Below are 15,341 nucleotides of genomic sequence, written 5' to 3' on the forward strand. Positions count from 1 at the left end.
TTGTCGAACGAAATACGTCTTTCATACCTTGAATATTTTTTCCAATGTATTACAATATATAAGATTCCAAAATTTTGAAAGAGGTGTTTTCATGCGATACGCTACATCACAAATTAGAAACCTTGTAATACTCACATCATCATTTTTCTTACTTTCAGCTTGTGGACAACAAACGTCTCCTACAAAAACCGAGGCTACTAAACAAGATACTGCCGTATCAAAAGACAGTACAAAAACGGAAGATAGCAAAAAAACTGAAGACAGCCCAAAAGCTGAGAACAACTCAAAAGCTGAGAACAACTCAAAAGCTGAGAGCAACTCAAAAACTGAGAACAACTCAAAAGCTGAGAACAACTCAAAAGCTGAGAACAACTCAAAAGCTGAGAACAACTCAAAAGCTGAGAACAACTCAACAACTAAAAACAACTCAAAAAACGAGAACAATGCAACAACTAAAGACAATGTAAAAACTGAGAACAGCACAACAACTAAAGACAACTCAAAAACTGAAAATAATACAAAACCTGAAACAGAATCTAAAAACACACAAAAAGAGCAACAACCAGCTAAGCAACCAAATAAACAAACTGATACTATTACATTCACAAGTGAAGATGCTATAAAAGTTCTAGAAAAAAGAATGGGAGCGCGCTCAAATGAAATTCGTTACGGCTCCAGCGAAGACAAACTAATTGGCACAATAAATGGTATTAAGATATACGACGTCTTATACGGACGCGAATCTCCTGAGAACTCTCGTGCTCTAAATTTTGCAGTAGGATCTGATGGAAACCTATATGATTGGTCAAAAGCTCAAGATGGTATTCTTCAACCACTTAACGGCAATTAATAAATGATTCTAAGAACATAATAAAAGCCAATCGATACGTATCGATTGGCTTTTACTAGTATTCACTCCAAATTTTCTCCCCAGTATACGCATCAATATAACGAATCCTTCGACTGCACTCGAAGGATTCGTTATAATTTTCATCCGTCGTTTGTTTATACAGTAATTCGTAGTTCGTTTCCTCTACATCATTCTCTAAAAACCATTCTAAATGAACTTGCATGGCCCCTCTGTATATTTCTAACGCTTTTTCCTTTGTTACTTTTGGTGTTGTTTCGTATGTAGGTAATTCTTTTATAAAGTTGCTAGATTCTCCTGAATAATGCATCACAGCTCCATTTTCTGTATTGATGTTGACCATAAATTGCTTACACTCTGCTGGAATACCATTCACATATACTGAAAAGATAAATCTTTCAATCCCATCTTCTGCTTCTTCACGTTCTTCCCAAAGACGTAGATATTGTGTGACATCTGGAATAACTTGTTCCAAAAATTGAAGTGCTTTTTGTAAACATACCTCTCTAGACAATATTTGCTTTACTTCTTTATCGTCTGTCAGTTTTATAAAACCAGTTAACCCATTGGTAGATTTATCAATCATAATGCAAACAAAATTATTATATTTTAACATCGGTAAATGCTTCTTAAAAACTTCATTCATTAAATATGGATTTTTTTCTTCTTTTTGTTTCTGTAATTCCTCTTTCGGAACAAATTTCATCCTTATTTCATAATCATCTTCCGTCTCAGCTACTTTTGTAAAACTTTCTTTATCCCAGTCAAACAAATCGAATATATCATCTTGCCGGCTATCTTTTTTCGGCTTTTCAACAGCTACACTTGAAGGCAATTTATAATGATCTGGTCCAAATAAATCTTTACCTGTACTTGCTTTAATAAACGCATGACTAGGTTCTGGCTCATATACAAGATGGTACCCTGTTCCTTCTTCTCCACTTTCATATTTACATGAAGAGAATGTCAAATCTACAAATACAAGTCTCATATCTTGTCTAGCTTTCAAATTTTCTAAGACGACGTTCTCTTCAACGATTTCACTTGGCCATAACGGTTTATTCTCGATAGCTTTTTGTCCATTATAACGAAAATGCACAACATTACCTGAAGGATGAACGCGCACAACACACCCTGTATTCGGCAATAGGTAGCCATTCACTTCTTGCATATAATGTACTTCTTTCCAACCACGCCTATCGTCCTTAACCGTTTCATATGTATAAAATTCATATCCTTCTTTTGTATATTTTTTCAAGAATGCATTTGCAATCTCTCTTGCTTTATTCTCCTCTAGCGCTTCCTTATCACTCGAAAAATAGTTTCCATCATCTATACTAAATTCAATTAAATTACCAGTATGTCTATTCAACGTAATTTGTATCGTTCTCTCCTCATCCTCTTTATGCTCCCACCATAATAGATGATATGGGTCATCCACGCCTTCTTGATCATCTACAACAAGTCTATAATCATCTGGAATATCAATTATATGAGCCAATTTCTCTTTTCTTTCTTTATCTTTTTGATTCATCATACCTCTCCCTTTATTACAATTTAAGGTAATTATAACAAACAAAAAAGACTAGAGATATCTCTAGTCCTCTACTTCGTCTCACGATGTAACGTTACTCGCTTTAATCGTGGACAATATTTTTTTAGTTCGATGCGCTCTGGATTGTTTCGCTTATTTTTTTTAGAAATATAATTACGATCACCGCACTCCGTACAAGCTAGTGTAATATTTACACGCATATGTCATTCTCCTTTCTTTCAAAGATCGCAAACTAAAACGTAATGATTACGATTTATATGTTATATAACTTTATTCTATTTGTCAATTGCAAAAAAAAGACAAAAATCTGAAACAATTAGTTCATACGAAATTCACATGAATCTATTACTATAGGAATTGTACATAGTGAACTTATTAACAATCACGTTTATTCATATAGAATCTTACTCGAAAGGAGTTGAAAGTATGAAAACTAAATATCGTTTTATGATCTCATCATTTGCTGCTTGCGCTTATATGCTTTGGTATTTAGTATAATAACAACCTCACTTGTAAATAGGAAAAGGTGTGTATATAAATGGAATATAATCAATCAACAGTTAACTACTGGAAAGCTTTTGTACTACCATATACATTTGCTTTAGAAGAGTTAAAAACTAAATTTGAAATTATGAACCGGGAAGCTCAATTTTTAGAGGATTACAACCCGTTTGAACATATAAAAACAAGATTAAAACAACCTGAAAGTATTATTAAAAAGCTAGAACGTAAAAATTTATTACCGACAGTTGACAATGCCCAAACGCATTTACAAGACATCATCGGCATTCGTATTACATGTTGCTTCGTAGAAGATATTTATCATTTAAAAGAAGTCATTCAAAAGCGTGAAGATATGGAAATCATAGAGGTAAAAGATTATATCGCTAATCCAAAGGGAAACGGCTATAAAAGTTTACACATGATTATTAAATATCCTTTATCACTGAATTCTGGTACAAAAGAAGTCTTTGCAGAAATTCAGTTGCGTACACTCGCAATGGACTTTTGGGCAAGTTTAGAACATAAACTTTATTATAAATATGAAGGGAAAATACCTGAGTATTTAAAAGATGAACTACATGATGCAGCAATGAAGGCTGAAGACCTCGATAATAAAATGGCAACAATCCGCCAAGATATTGATGATATCGAAGCATGCTCAAATCAAATTATGTTACCACTATAAAGTGAAACTTTAATCAGTGGGGGTTTTGTTCATCCCCCACTGATTATTAGTTGAACCAATCGGACGTTAACGCGGGATAAAAAAAGGTTCTCGCCAATGAGAACCTTTTTCATTTCGCTATTTACAGGCAGGAAGACGCCCTGATTAAAGGTGTACTTTATTTCTTCTCTATCGTGCGAACCTCTTCAATTTTCCAGCCATCCTCTTCTTTTCCAAGTGCATACTGTACTTTCTTCTGAAGAATGATCTCGCCCTCTATTTCCTTTTCCTTTGTCTCAACAACAACATACCCTGCTTTACTAGCTTTCATGTCTATATGTTCCAATTCAATTTTCTTATTTCCCTTTTGAAAAGCTGCTTCTTTTTGTGTTTTTAAGTCTTCAGCACTAGGCATCTTCTTTGAAAATAACTCCATATGTTCAGCAAGATTTTTTTCATTTGTTGTCCGTACAAATTTCTCCATCACATCTTGAATCGATTTCTCTTCTTCTTTCGTTATTTGTACCTTTTCCTCAGCTTTTGTAGTAGTAGATTTTTGTTCTATATGATTCTCCTTCGATTGGCATCCCACTAGCAATAATGCCCCTATTAGAAGAGATCCTATCCCTCTGAAAAAAGAACTCATTTTCCCATCTCCTAAAAAGAAAAGTGAGGCATTTTGCCTCACTTTCATTTATAATTAGCGTCTTCCTTTATTCGGATCGCCACCGCCAACAATATCAAAGACACGTTTAGCGATATTTGTATTCTCTTGAACGCCAGAGAACAAGTATTTACCAGGGCCAAATGCATATACGTTTACATCTTCCCCTGTATGTCCGCCTGTTGTCCAGCCTGTAACCGAACGCTTATTGAAAATATCCTCAATCGCATTATCAATCTTTGTTACATCTTTTGAAGGAGCAATATCATTTACCGCTTTAATTTCTTCAGGTGTTAATTGTAAATCAATATATTTTTTCAATGTTTCTTCTACATTTGCACCCTTTGCAATCTCATTTGCCATGAAGTCTGGTGTGCGTTTTGCAGCTTTAATTGGATCGACTTTAAAGTTATACTCGCCATTCGCACCTAAAGATAATCCGCCAGTAGCGTGATCTGCCGTTGCAACGACTAACGTATTTTTATCTTTTTTCGCAAACTCAATCGCTGCTTTAAATGCTTTTTCAAAGTCTTCCATTTCACTCATTGCACCAACGATATCATTATCGTGTCCAGCCCAGTCGATTTGACTTCCTTCAACCATTAAGAAGAAACCATTTTTATTTTTATTCAAACGATCAATTGCTGCATTTGTCATCTCTTCTAATGAAGGTGTTTTATCAGTGCGATCAATCATTTTATCTAAACCGCCTGGCGCAAATAAACCTAGAATTTGATCATTTTTATCATTTAACAATTGATTGCGATCAGTTACATAGCTATAACCAGATTTCTTAAATTCTTCTGTAAGATTACGATCTTTTCTAACAAAGTTATTTACTCCGCCGCCAAGCATAACGTCTACTTTATGCTTCCCTTTAATTTTTTCATCAAAATAATCATTTGCAATTGCGTCCATATTTTTACGACTAATGTCATGCGCACCGAAAGCAGCTGGTGTTGCATGTGTAATTTCAGAAGTAGCAACGAGTCCCGTTGATTTCCCTTTTTCTTTCGCTTGTTCAAGAACAGTTTTCACTTCTGCTTTATCATTATCAACTGCAATTGCCGCATTATATGTTTTAATTCCTGCTGACATAGCAGTTGCTGCAGATGCAGAGTCTGTAATATTTTCATGTTCATCTTCCGGATATGTTTTTTGCGTTCCTACAAGATGCTTATCAAATTCTGTAGATTCCATCTCAAAAGTTTTTGGATTATCTTTCATATAACGGTGAGCCGTCATATATGAAGGTCCCATACCATCCCCAATTAATACGATGACATTTTTAATCTTTGCATTGCTTCCGCTCTCATCTGCATTAACCTCACTAGAACGAGTAAAATTCCATGTTGCTACCGAAGTAACAGCTAACGATGCCACAACTGCAAATGGCCATGCTTTTTTTACAAACTTTTTCACTATATTTTCCCCCTAATTAGGTTATTCATTTCCCACTATCAAATTTAATAGAAGACTATTAAGAGAAAATTAGTTATATGTAAATTTTTTGTTAACTTATGTAAATATCAGTTATAATTTGTATAACTTTGTCTTTTCATACCAACCTTCTTCCCCTTTACAATCAAAATAAAAATAAGTTGGATTTCATTTAACGTAAATCTCTTATTCAACATTTTTAATCTACTTTCATGAAAATTAATAGAAACGTGGTGAGCATTTATGAAAATAATAACGCTAGATGAATCTTTTATTTTTGATTTACTCGACCTTTGCAAAGCTATTGGATGGTTACAAGATAAAGCATTTATGAAAAAACAATTCGAAATGTATCTTTCTCTCGGCACACTTATCGGTTATATGCATGAAAATAAACTGATTGCAGCTGGAGGAGTATTTCCTTTTAAAGATAGTTTTTCTACTATTGGCATGTTAATGGTCCATCCTAATTTTCAAGGCCGGGGCATCGGACGTATGTTGCTTAATCGCTGCTTAGAACGCACCACCCCAAAACAACCAATTGCACTTATTGCAACAAAGGCTGGCGAGCCTCTTTATACATCGTGCGGATTTCAAACTGTCACGACGATTCATCGTTTCGAAAAACAAACTACTAAGACACAGATTGCTCATACACAACAAGTAACAGAACCGGACCTTGTATCACTTATTTCTCTCGATCAAATTACAACTGGTGCTAATCGTTCTTTACTTTATTCATTACTCTTACCAAGAGCAAGCCACTCTTTTAAAATTGAGAGAAATAACTGTATAGAAGCTTTTTCCTTATGTGTACAAAAAGGTAATATATTATGCGTCAATCCACTTATCGCAAAGCAAGAGAAGGATGCTATTCAATTATTCAAGAGAATCTGTGAATGTTGGAATGGCACAGTAAGGATTGATGTCCCACATTCACAATTTTCATTTCGTCAATTTCTTCAAACAGAAAATTTCCAAGAAACGCTCCTTTCACCTCTTATGATAAAAAGTGGTAGCCAACTTCCTGGAAATCGTAATATGCTATTTGCTATGATAGATACAGCGTTATGTTAGAAAGGGGACACCTCATTGAAGCGATTTAGCTATTTTATGGTAGGTTGTCTTACTCTTACACTATTAGTAGGATGTAGTGCAGCAGAAAAGCCAGTAGAACAAATAAAACAAGTCAAAAATACACTTACAGCGAAACTAGCTACCGAGGAAAAAATGGTAGAAATAGATGGGCAAACCATTTACTTTAAAAAGATTGGTAATGAAAAGCCACCTTTACTTATGATCCATGGATTTGGAGGATCGTCAGATGGTTTTCAAAAGATTTACTCAGATTTAGCAAAAGATCATACAATTATTTCTGTAGATGCTTTAGGCTTCGGGCGCTCATCTAAGCCGATGGATTTTTATTATTCTTTCCCAACTCATGCAAATTTGTATTATAAATTAATGAAAAAACTAGGTTATGATTCATTTGCAATACTGGGACACTCAATGGGCGGAGAAATTTCTCTTAATTTAACATATTTATATCCTGAAGCCGTTACCCACCTTATTTTAACTGATGCTACAGGTGGTCCTCATACATTTGTTAATAAACAAGGCTCACCAAAACCGCAGTTGTCGACTGATTTAAATACCGTTTCTGCTGTTGCAGATTATGATGAAAGTAAAGTGAAATTTAAACGTAATGATGAAGAGCATTACAATAAAATGAAATTATGGCCTAGACGCCTTCAAATCAATGCAAATGAACTGAAACAACCAACCTTAATTATATGGGGAAGAAATGATAGTAGCGTTTCTTGGAAAGAAGGAGAAACGTATCATCAATTCTTAAAAAATAGTACTTTCCATATTATCGAAAAAGGTTACCATGCACCATTTCGTCAAGAGCCACAAGAATTTGTAGGTTATGTAAAAGAATTCTTTAAGAACAATCCAATCAAAGTTGAAAAATAACATAAGCGGGTATCTCATTTTGAGATACCCGCTTTCATATATTAAGCAGCTTGCTTTTGGCGTTTTTGAGTTTTTGATCCTAGTACTTTCGGAATAACGAAACCATCTATTCCAAATTTACCAGCATTCATACTAGAGACTAGAACGAACATTGATAGGATAACCATTTCAGGGTTTACACCAATTGACCCACTAAGCATATAGGAAAAGTTCATTACAAGGCCGAAAAAGACCGCTGTTTTTGTTAAACAGCCTACAATTAAACCAATTCCAACTAAAATTTCTCCCCACGTTACAAGTGTATTAAATAGATCAACGTTTGGAATTGCGAAATCTTGTAAAAACGATGCCCACCAAGATTGAACAGCCGGTTGTGCTCCTTTAGATTTTTCAATTGCACCCTGTAAATAGCCAGTTGCATCGAATCCTTTTCCTTGTAATTTACCGATTCCAGCCATTAACCATGTGCAACCAAGATATACTCGAATTATTGCTAACACAAAAGAAACTGCTTTGTTTTCTCTTAAAAATTGAATAACCATATCTTCCTCCTAAAGTTGTAATTAAGTTAGTTACAGATAATATAATAACATTAGTTACTTATTTTTAAAATGTTAATTACGAATAATTTGTGACATGTGTATGAAACATTAAAAACTAACGTTTATATAGTAACTTTTTTTACCTGTAAAAACTTGAACATATCATACCATAGCTGATAATCATTTTCATTGAAGAAACTGTAAAAAAAATGTGAGTTAAATGTGAAACGCATTTATTCGAATATAGAATAAATGCGTTTCTGCTATTTATAGAATTGAAATGTACGTGTCTCCTCATCGATTAATATCGCCTCTTGAAAGGCATCTTCTACCGTTTTTTCATGGTTAATAAGCCCATAAAATAAGCGTATTGTAAACATAAGTGCTGCATTCCCATCTACATAATCTATCGATCCAATATACGATTTCGCTCCACTACGTAAAAAAGATTCTGCTAGTTTTCGATCCCCTAACGTACACCCGCTATTTACAATATGTGTATTATGCAATTTTGCATATTTATAAATTTCTGCAGCACCAAAGTATCCCCTCGGTTCATCTTGTTCATATATATCTTCACCCAACTCTTCCATAACAAACTTTCCTTCCTCACCATGAAAGCAAAAGACAACATAATTGATATCATTATATACACCTTTTCCAGAAAGAATATCGATGAACTCTTTCGGTCTACCAATCCAGTATGTTATAACTTTTGCCCCAAAATATTCAAGCGATGCCCGGATTGATTGCGCCTCTAAATCAGAGTTAAAACCAACTACTAGTGCAACATTCAACATATACCCTCCATCCTATCATTAAATCTCATCAATCAAACTTTTAAGGGATACCTCCATTTCATATATACCCGTTTCTTGCAAAAAGTCTGATCTAGTTAAAACGACCTTCTGTAAATATTGCCTATATGCTGTAATCGTCCCGTCGTGAGATACAATGCAAATTCTTTCAGCACCTAGCTCATAACACCAAAGAAGAAATTCATCTACTATTTGCTGAAACCTATCCTCTGGAATAGTATTTATACCTTCCATCCATAACTGCTTATTTTTACTTTTCTCTATCGAAAAATGTGGAAATAAATTTGTTATTATCCCCTGATCTACTATGTAATCACATGGTAATGTTTTCGCTCCTTCTCGATAAGGAAAAATACGTGGAGATACATATGGATGGACGATTGTTTGACAAGATACTTTCTCACTCCATATTGTCGCCGTTTGTAAAGTTCTAAGTGTAGGACTAGCAATTAATATATCGGTTTCTTGCAATGGCACATTGCATTGAAGTACTTTAGCCTGATTCCTTCCATCATCCGTTAATGGTGGATGCAATACTTGTAAACTTGACGGCAAATCCTTTGTATGTTCTCCTTCACCGTGCCGAGCAAAGACTAATTTCATAATCATCCTCCTCTCTCTATGAAATCCTTCAACATAATTCCTTCCCTATCTCATCCATTATTCCTGCTATATAAAAAACCGATATGTCAAATACTTTTTACAAGAGAGAGGGGAATCACAAATATGAAATGGATAACTATCTTAATCGGAATGATTATATGGGGATATATAAACGGATTTTTTAGTAGTGATACAACTGCCAATCCTTGGATTACAGATGATGAACGGGAAACAAAAATTAAACAGAAAACAATTATTGCAAGCTGGTCTGGTGTTTTTATGTTTTGTACCATTAACCTATTAAACAAATGGTTAGGTATAGGAACGAGCGATACATCCCCTTACTTACCATCTTCTGTCTCAACTATTTTAAAAGAAAATGTAGAGTTACAAATTTTATTTATGCTATTTATTACGTATGGCATATTTTATATATATTATCGAAAAAAATTAAGTGCTTAACTTTTATATCATGATTATCCTCCTAAATGGTTATAGTAATTAGGACGAAATGAAAGGAGCGATATAAAAATGAGTAACTCGAATGATTTTTTAGATACACTGCATGAAAAACAAGCAAAAGATGAGCAAAACAGAAAGCGTCAGGGAAACGGGAACCCCGCGAAGAAAAAGCCGAATAAAACTCATAAATAACAATAAAAAACGTGCCTAAAATCATTTTTTAGGCACGTTTTTTATTCTTCTTTCACCGAGATAACATTTTCCCAGTTCCATTTCTCATAATACCATTCTGGCACGTCTATATTTTCAATCCACTTCTTTTCCTGTTTTCCATCACTATTGGCAAGCCATACATTGGCTTTCTTACGGTCTGAACGTATCCATATTAATTGATTGCTCTTCTTCATAAAAATCGGATGATAATCACCTTGCTTATGAGGTGGCTTTGTGATTTGCTGTTGTTTATCGCTTGTACGATCGATCTCATATAAAGATGGCAGTGGCCTTTTTTCCTGCGGAGTTTCTATCCCTGCCTCTTTTGCCCGTGAAACGATAATTACTTTATCATTCTTCCATACAAAATCCCAATCGACATATCCTTTCGGCGTAAATGTGTTCTGCTGAAGTGCCGGCAGTTCTTTTACTTTTAAATGTTTATTCTCTAACGCAACTCTCCCGCCCCCTTCAATATAAGCTAATATATTGTTGGATGGCGCCCATTTGAACCATTGTGGATTTAATAACATTTGATCTACTTTTTCAAACCGACTGCCATCTGCTCGAACTAAGCAAAGCGTATTACTATCAGCTGACCATGAAGCTGTCGGTACCGCTAAAAATGAAATCCACCTTTGATCTGGTGACCACTCAAACCCACTTGCAACTAGCGCTAGAAAATCATCATGTTCATTTGGTAATGCATACAAATGCTTCATTTTGTGAGGATTCATGTGTGCATCTTTTTGCACTTCATATAGCTGAGCTCCTGTCCATCCTGTTGGAAGTATGTGTGCTTCAGAAGATACAAGAAACTTCTTTCCATCAGGGTACCATGCATAATCACCTACACCCGCTGATACATTTTCAAAATCTGTATTCTTTTTTTTGACATCAAACGTATTTAATGTATTCATAAATACAAATGCAATTATATTCTCTTTCGGTGACCATTGATAATTCGATACTTCAGATTGCGATGGCCTAACTTTCTTTCCATCTTCCAGTTGGTACAACTCCAAGGTGTTTTGCTTCTTTCCTTTAGCATAGGCAAGCCATTCTCCATCATGGGACCATTTCGGCCCTGTTATGTACTCGCCTTTTGTTATTTGTTTTTCTTTCCCATCAATTTTAATCCAAAGGTCATGATGACGAATAAAAGCAACTTTCATCTCATTATGTTCCGCTCTAGTACTAAAAACTGAAGATAGAAAAATAAACAAAACCACACCACTACTCACGATAATTTTTTTCATACGTCCCTCCATTTTTCTTATAGCATTCCTCATATTCCGCTTACTATATGCGAATTTCACTCCAGATTAATTGCACAATTGTTGTCGATTTATGCCCAGTAAGGGTGGGCCTCCCCACACTGAATATTATCCATTCGACATAATACCAAAAAATTTCCCAAGAAATTTTTAATTCAAAGAGGATTGGTATGAATTATGCCGAAAGTATAGTTTAGCCAACATTCAATTTTATATTTCATAACAAAAATGCAAGATAACTTTTCGGAATATTAGCACTTTTTACCAGGGGGAGTTTCAATGAAAAAAACTACATCTGCACTATTAAGGCGCTTGTCTTTTCTAGTTTTGGAGCTTTAAGCGCGCATGCTGAATCGCTGCAAAAAGAGAAGCAATTTAGTCCACAGTTAAAGGCAAATATTGAGCAATGGGGAGAAAACAAAATCGCGCAAAATGTTGAAACAAAAACATCAAAAGAAATTTCAGTCATTGTAGAATTACAACATGCTCCTCTCGCTTCACAAAGTAACATTCAGCATGCTCCAGATTTAAAAAATGGAAATGTGCAATCATACCATGCACAACTAAAAAAGGCACAAGAGGATACTACAAAGAAAATTAAAGAAAAAGCACCCAAAGCAAAGATAAAAGAAACGTATAGTACGTTATTTTCTGGATTCTCTATTTCTGTACCAGGAGATCAAATTGCTGCTCTAGCTTCTTTGCCTGAAGTAAAAGCTGTTTATCCGAACTTAACATATAAATTGCATGAAACAGCAAAAAGCGCTACTAAAGAAGAAGCGCCAAATATCGGCGGACCGACAATCGGTGCTCCTGAAGCATGGAATTTAAAAGATCCATCTGGCAAACCGCTTGATGGAAAAGGTATGAAAGTCGCTATTATTGATTCTGGCGTAGACTATACACATCCTGACTTACAAGCAAATTATATCGGTGGCTATGATGCAGTCGATGAGGATAATGATCCGATGGATGGGAACGTACACGGTACTCATGTAGCTGGCATTATTGCTGGTAACGGAAAAATTAAAGGCGTTGCTCCAAATGCGTCTATTCTAGCCTATCGTGTAATGAATGATAGCGGTACTGGTACGACCGAAGATATTCTTCAAGGTATTGAGCGCGCGATTCAAGATGGCGCTGACGTTTTAAATTTATCTCTCGGTCAAGATTTGAATGTTCCTGATCAACCTGTAACAATGACGTTAGAACGTGCAGCAAAACTTGGTGTTACTGCAATCGTTTCAAATGGAAATGATGGACCAAAACCTTGGTCTGTTGATGCTCCTGGTAACGCGAGTAGCGTCATCTCTGTTGGTGCATCTACTGTTTCTATTCCATTCCCAACATTCCAAGTAGCTGGTTCTAATAAATCTTATCAAGGATTACCATTATCAAAAGCAGACTTCCAAGTAGGAAACGATGCTCAGCTTGTCTATGTTGGCTACGGTAATTCCAGCGATTACGCTAAACAAGATGTGAAAGGTAAGTTCGCCCTTGTTTTACAAGGAACTTCGAGCACGTTAGTAAAGGCGGAACAAGCAAAACAAGCTGGTGCTCTCGGCGTGCTATTAATTTCTAACGAAAAAGAAATTAATATTATGCCCGAATATTTTGGACGTGAAGATATAGCTCTTCCAGTTATGCAACTATCCAATACAAATGGCGAAGAGTTGAAAAATTTAATTACAAAACGAAAGAAAAATATAAAGATTGGACAACCAAATAAAACCGAACTGATTGGTAACTTCAGTTCAAGAGGACCATCACAAGGAAGTTGGCTCATAAAACCTGACGTTGTTGCACCTGGCGTACATATTACTAGTACGGTACCAAGGGGTGGCTATGAATCTCACAACGGAACAAGTATGGCTGCGCCACAAGTAGCAGGAGCCGTTGCCTTACTACATCAAATGCATCCTGATTGGACGACAGAACAATTGAAATCTGCTCTTGCCAGCACTGCAAAAACATTAAAGGATGTCAATAAAAATACATATCCTGTCATGGCACAAGGATCAGGTTTAATTAACATTCCAAAAGCAGCTCAAACGGATGCGTTAGTGAAACCGAACAACGTAAGTTTCGGTTTCACTAAACCAAATAGCGGCAAACTGAAACTCACACAAAATATTACATTAGAAAATCTTTCTAACAAAAAGAAAAACTTTTCAACTCGTATTGAATTATTAGATACAAAAACAAAAATCCAGACTTCTTTCCCTTCTTCTATTAGTATGAAACCGAATAGTAATATCGAAAAACCTTTTACTATTACTGTAGATAGCTCCTTACCACAAGGCGTATATACAGGGAATCTGTATGTAAAAGAGCAAGGAAAAACTGAAGAGATGCGTATTCCATTTACATTTAGCATCGATCCGAAAGAATACAAGCGTATTGATGGTCTTGAAATCGTTAATTCTACTTTCAGTCCAAATAATGACAACATACTAGATGACAACCTAATCAATTACTATTTAGTTACACCAGTTGAAGATATAGCGTTTCATGCCAATTTAATTACGAAAGACCGTGTGACATATCAAGGCACGGTATATCAAGGTAAAAACGAAACACCAGGTTATAAATCTTTCAAATGGAATGGTACAAGAAATGACGGATCTCCGTTGCCTGATGGCTTATACCAAATCGAAGCTGTTGCTTCTAACTCTGGTGGAGAAACAAAACAAACAGGAGCAGTGTTTATTGACCGAACAGCACCTAAGTTAACGCACGAAGTTGATCAAGAAAATCTTGTTATTAGAGGAAAAGTTGACGATATTCTACTAGATTGGATGACAGAATCTGGTTGGGTTGCACCTGGCATTCCAGTTAGAATGCAATATGAAATTAACGGAAATGGTGTGTGGGAAAGTGCGTTCCTGAATCCTTGGGAGAAAAGTTATGACATTTATTTCGATCGTAATCAATTACAACAAGGAAAGAATACAATTCATATTGTTGCAACAGATGCAGCTGGAAATACAACTAATTTAAATGTTGATTTAGAAGTGAAATAAAGTGAAACTTTAATCAGTGGCGATTTCATTCATCCCCACTGATTAGTAGCCTTCACCAATCGGGGTTCACGAGTAGTTAGTCTCCCATCTAACTTCTTTACTCCCACCGAATTTTGAGGTAGGAGTTTTACCGCTCATTAACATGAGATAAAAAATTTTTATTGACAATTTTTTTAATATAGTTTTATAATACAAAACATAGTTTAGTTGAACGAATTATATATCGGCTTTGAAGGAATACTAGTAGCGACTTATATCACTGTCTCAGAGAACTGATGGTTGGTGCGAATCAGTACATATACAAGCGTGAATTACAATTCTGGAGCTTCTTTCCCGTAATGCTTTTTATGCATGAAGAGAAAGACGGATCTTTCCGTTATCGTAAAGTGAGTGGTAAACAATTAGTTGTTTACAAATAGGGTGGTACCGCGATTTTTATCGTCCCTATCGGATTTTCCGATAGGGACTTTTTTGCGTCCAACCTCTTACACAATTTCATATATACGCGTTGAAAGAATCGCAGTAGTATCTTATATCCCTGTTACAGAGAGCTAATGGTCGGTGGAAATTAGCACATATATAAGTATGAATTACAATTCTGGAGCTTCTTTTTCGTAGTGCTTTTATGCATGAAGGAAAAGACGGAATTTTTCCGTTATCATTAATTGAGATGTAAGTATATTTTCACTTACAAATAGGGTGGTACCGCGATTCTTTCGCCCCTATCGGAT

14 protein-coding genes, 1 pseudogene and 2 other annotated features are annotated in these 15,341 nt (G+C 35.4%); of the genes and pseudogenes, 7 read left to right on the forward strand and 8 right to left on the reverse strand.

Annotated features, from left to right (window positions below; genetic code table 11):
• Positions 1–91 precede the first annotated feature (91 nt).
• On the forward strand, positions 92–850 hold the full coding sequence (locus MR115_RS06265) for a hypothetical protein (protein ID WP_242240489.1): 759 nt from the start codon (positions 92–94) through the stop codon (positions 848–850).
• 55 nt (positions 851–905) lie between these two features.
• Here MR115_RS06265 and MR115_RS06270 read toward each other — a convergent pair whose 3' ends face one another.
• Both MR115_RS06270 and rpmG read right to left on the reverse strand, forming a co-directional pair.
• Positions 906–2,402 carry a YcdB/YcdC domain-containing protein gene (locus tag MR115_RS06270; RefSeq protein WP_242240490.1) on the reverse strand — a complete coding sequence of 499 codons (1,497 nt, stop codon included), beginning with the start codon at positions 2,400–2,402 and terminating at the stop codon, positions 906–908.
• A gap of 71 nt (positions 2,403–2,473) precedes the next feature.
• A complete protein-coding gene (gene rpmG, locus MR115_RS06275; protein ID WP_001265617.1) occupies positions 2,474–2,623 on the reverse strand; it encodes a 50S ribosomal protein L33 in 150 nt (49 codons plus the stop codon).
• Between the two features lie 338 nt (positions 2,624–2,961).
• Between rpmG and MR115_RS06280 the strand changes: the two genes are divergently transcribed.
• Positions 2,962–3,612: a GTP pyrophosphokinase gene (locus MR115_RS06280; RefSeq protein ID WP_097818229.1), complete on the forward strand. Its 651-nt coding sequence runs from the start codon at positions 2,962–2,964 to the stop codon at positions 3,610–3,612.
• A 157-nt stretch (positions 3,613–3,769) separates the two neighbouring features.
• Here MR115_RS06280 and MR115_RS06285 read toward each other — a convergent pair whose 3' ends face one another.
• Positions 3,770–4,237: a hypothetical protein gene (locus tag MR115_RS06285; RefSeq protein ID WP_242240491.1), complete on the reverse strand. Its 468-nt coding sequence runs from the start codon at positions 4,235–4,237 to the stop codon at positions 3,770–3,772.
• Between the two features lie 54 nt (positions 4,238–4,291).
• Positions 4,292–5,677 (reverse strand): alkaline phosphatase, encoded by a 1,386-nt coding sequence (locus MR115_RS06290; RefSeq protein WP_098341772.1) that lies wholly within the window; start codon positions 5,675–5,677, stop codon positions 4,292–4,294.
• A gap of 261 nt (positions 5,678–5,938) precedes the next feature.
• Between MR115_RS06290 and MR115_RS06295 the strand changes: the two genes are divergently transcribed.
• Both MR115_RS06295 and MR115_RS06300 read left to right on the forward strand, forming a co-directional pair.
• Positions 5,939–6,772: a GNAT family N-acetyltransferase gene (locus tag MR115_RS06295; protein ID WP_242240492.1), complete on the forward strand. Its 834-nt coding sequence runs from the start codon at positions 5,939–5,941 to the stop codon at positions 6,770–6,772.
• Positions 6,773–6,787: 15 nt separating this feature from the next.
• Positions 6,788–7,672, forward strand: coding sequence for an alpha/beta fold hydrolase (locus MR115_RS06300; RefSeq protein WP_242240493.1), 885 nt, complete (start codon positions 6,788–6,790; stop codon positions 7,670–7,672).
• Positions 7,673–7,713: 41 nt separating this feature from the next.
• Here the strand turns inward: MR115_RS06300 and MR115_RS06305 are convergent, their stop codons facing one another.
• The 3 genes from MR115_RS06305 to MR115_RS06315 form a co-directional block, all read right to left on the reverse strand.
• Complete coding sequence (locus MR115_RS06305; protein ID WP_242240495.1) at positions 7,714–8,214, reverse strand: DoxX family protein; 501 nt, start codon at positions 8,212–8,214, stop codon at positions 7,714–7,716.
• 263 nt (positions 8,215–8,477) lie between these two features.
• Positions 8,478–9,014 carry a CHAT domain-containing protein gene (locus MR115_RS06310; protein WP_242240498.1) on the reverse strand — a complete coding sequence of 179 codons (537 nt, stop codon included), beginning with the start codon at positions 9,012–9,014 and terminating at the stop codon, positions 8,478–8,480.
• Between the two features lie 18 nt (positions 9,015–9,032).
• Positions 9,033–9,635, reverse strand: coding sequence for a histidine phosphatase family protein (locus tag MR115_RS06315; protein WP_242240500.1), 603 nt, complete (start codon positions 9,633–9,635; stop codon positions 9,033–9,035).
• A gap of 123 nt (positions 9,636–9,758) precedes the next feature.
• On the opposite strand from MR115_RS06315, the gene MR115_RS06320 reads away from it, so the two are divergent.
• Together MR115_RS06320 and MR115_RS06325 are read left to right on the forward strand one after the other, a co-directional pair.
• A complete protein-coding gene (locus MR115_RS06320; RefSeq protein WP_242240501.1) occupies positions 9,759–10,097 on the forward strand; it encodes a phosphoglycerate mutase in 339 nt (112 codons plus the stop codon).
• A gap of 69 nt (positions 10,098–10,166) precedes the next feature.
• Positions 10,167–10,289 carry a DUF4023 domain-containing protein gene (locus MR115_RS06325; RefSeq protein WP_000071861.1) on the forward strand — a complete coding sequence of 41 codons (123 nt, stop codon included), beginning with the start codon at positions 10,167–10,169 and terminating at the stop codon, positions 10,287–10,289.
• A gap of 41 nt (positions 10,290–10,330) precedes the next feature.
• Here MR115_RS06325 and MR115_RS06330 read toward each other — a convergent pair whose 3' ends face one another.
• The gene (locus MR115_RS06330) at positions 10,331–11,569 is read right to left on the reverse strand and encodes an eIF2A-related protein (RefSeq protein ID WP_242240502.1); all 1,239 of its coding nucleotides are present in this window, start codon (positions 11,567–11,569) and stop codon (positions 10,331–10,333) included.
• A 297-nt stretch (positions 11,570–11,866) separates the two neighbouring features.
• On the opposite strand from MR115_RS06330, the pseudogene MR115_RS06335 reads away from it, so the two are divergent.
• Positions 11,867–14,610 (forward strand): annotated as a pseudogene (locus MR115_RS06335) (S8 family serine peptidase).
• Positions 14,611–14,830: 220 nt separating this feature from the next.
• Positions 14,831–15,059: a binding site (T-box leader), on the forward strand.
• 50 nt (positions 15,060–15,109) lie between these two features.
• Positions 15,110–15,337: a binding site (T-box leader), on the forward strand.
• Positions 15,338–15,341: the final 4 nt, after the last annotated feature.

Source organism: Bacillus cereus group sp. BfR-BA-01309 (genome assembly GCF_022664315.1).
In the GTDB taxonomy this organism is placed as follows: domain Bacteria; phylum Bacillota; class Bacilli; order Bacillales; family Bacillaceae_G; genus Bacillus_A; species Bacillus_A mobilis.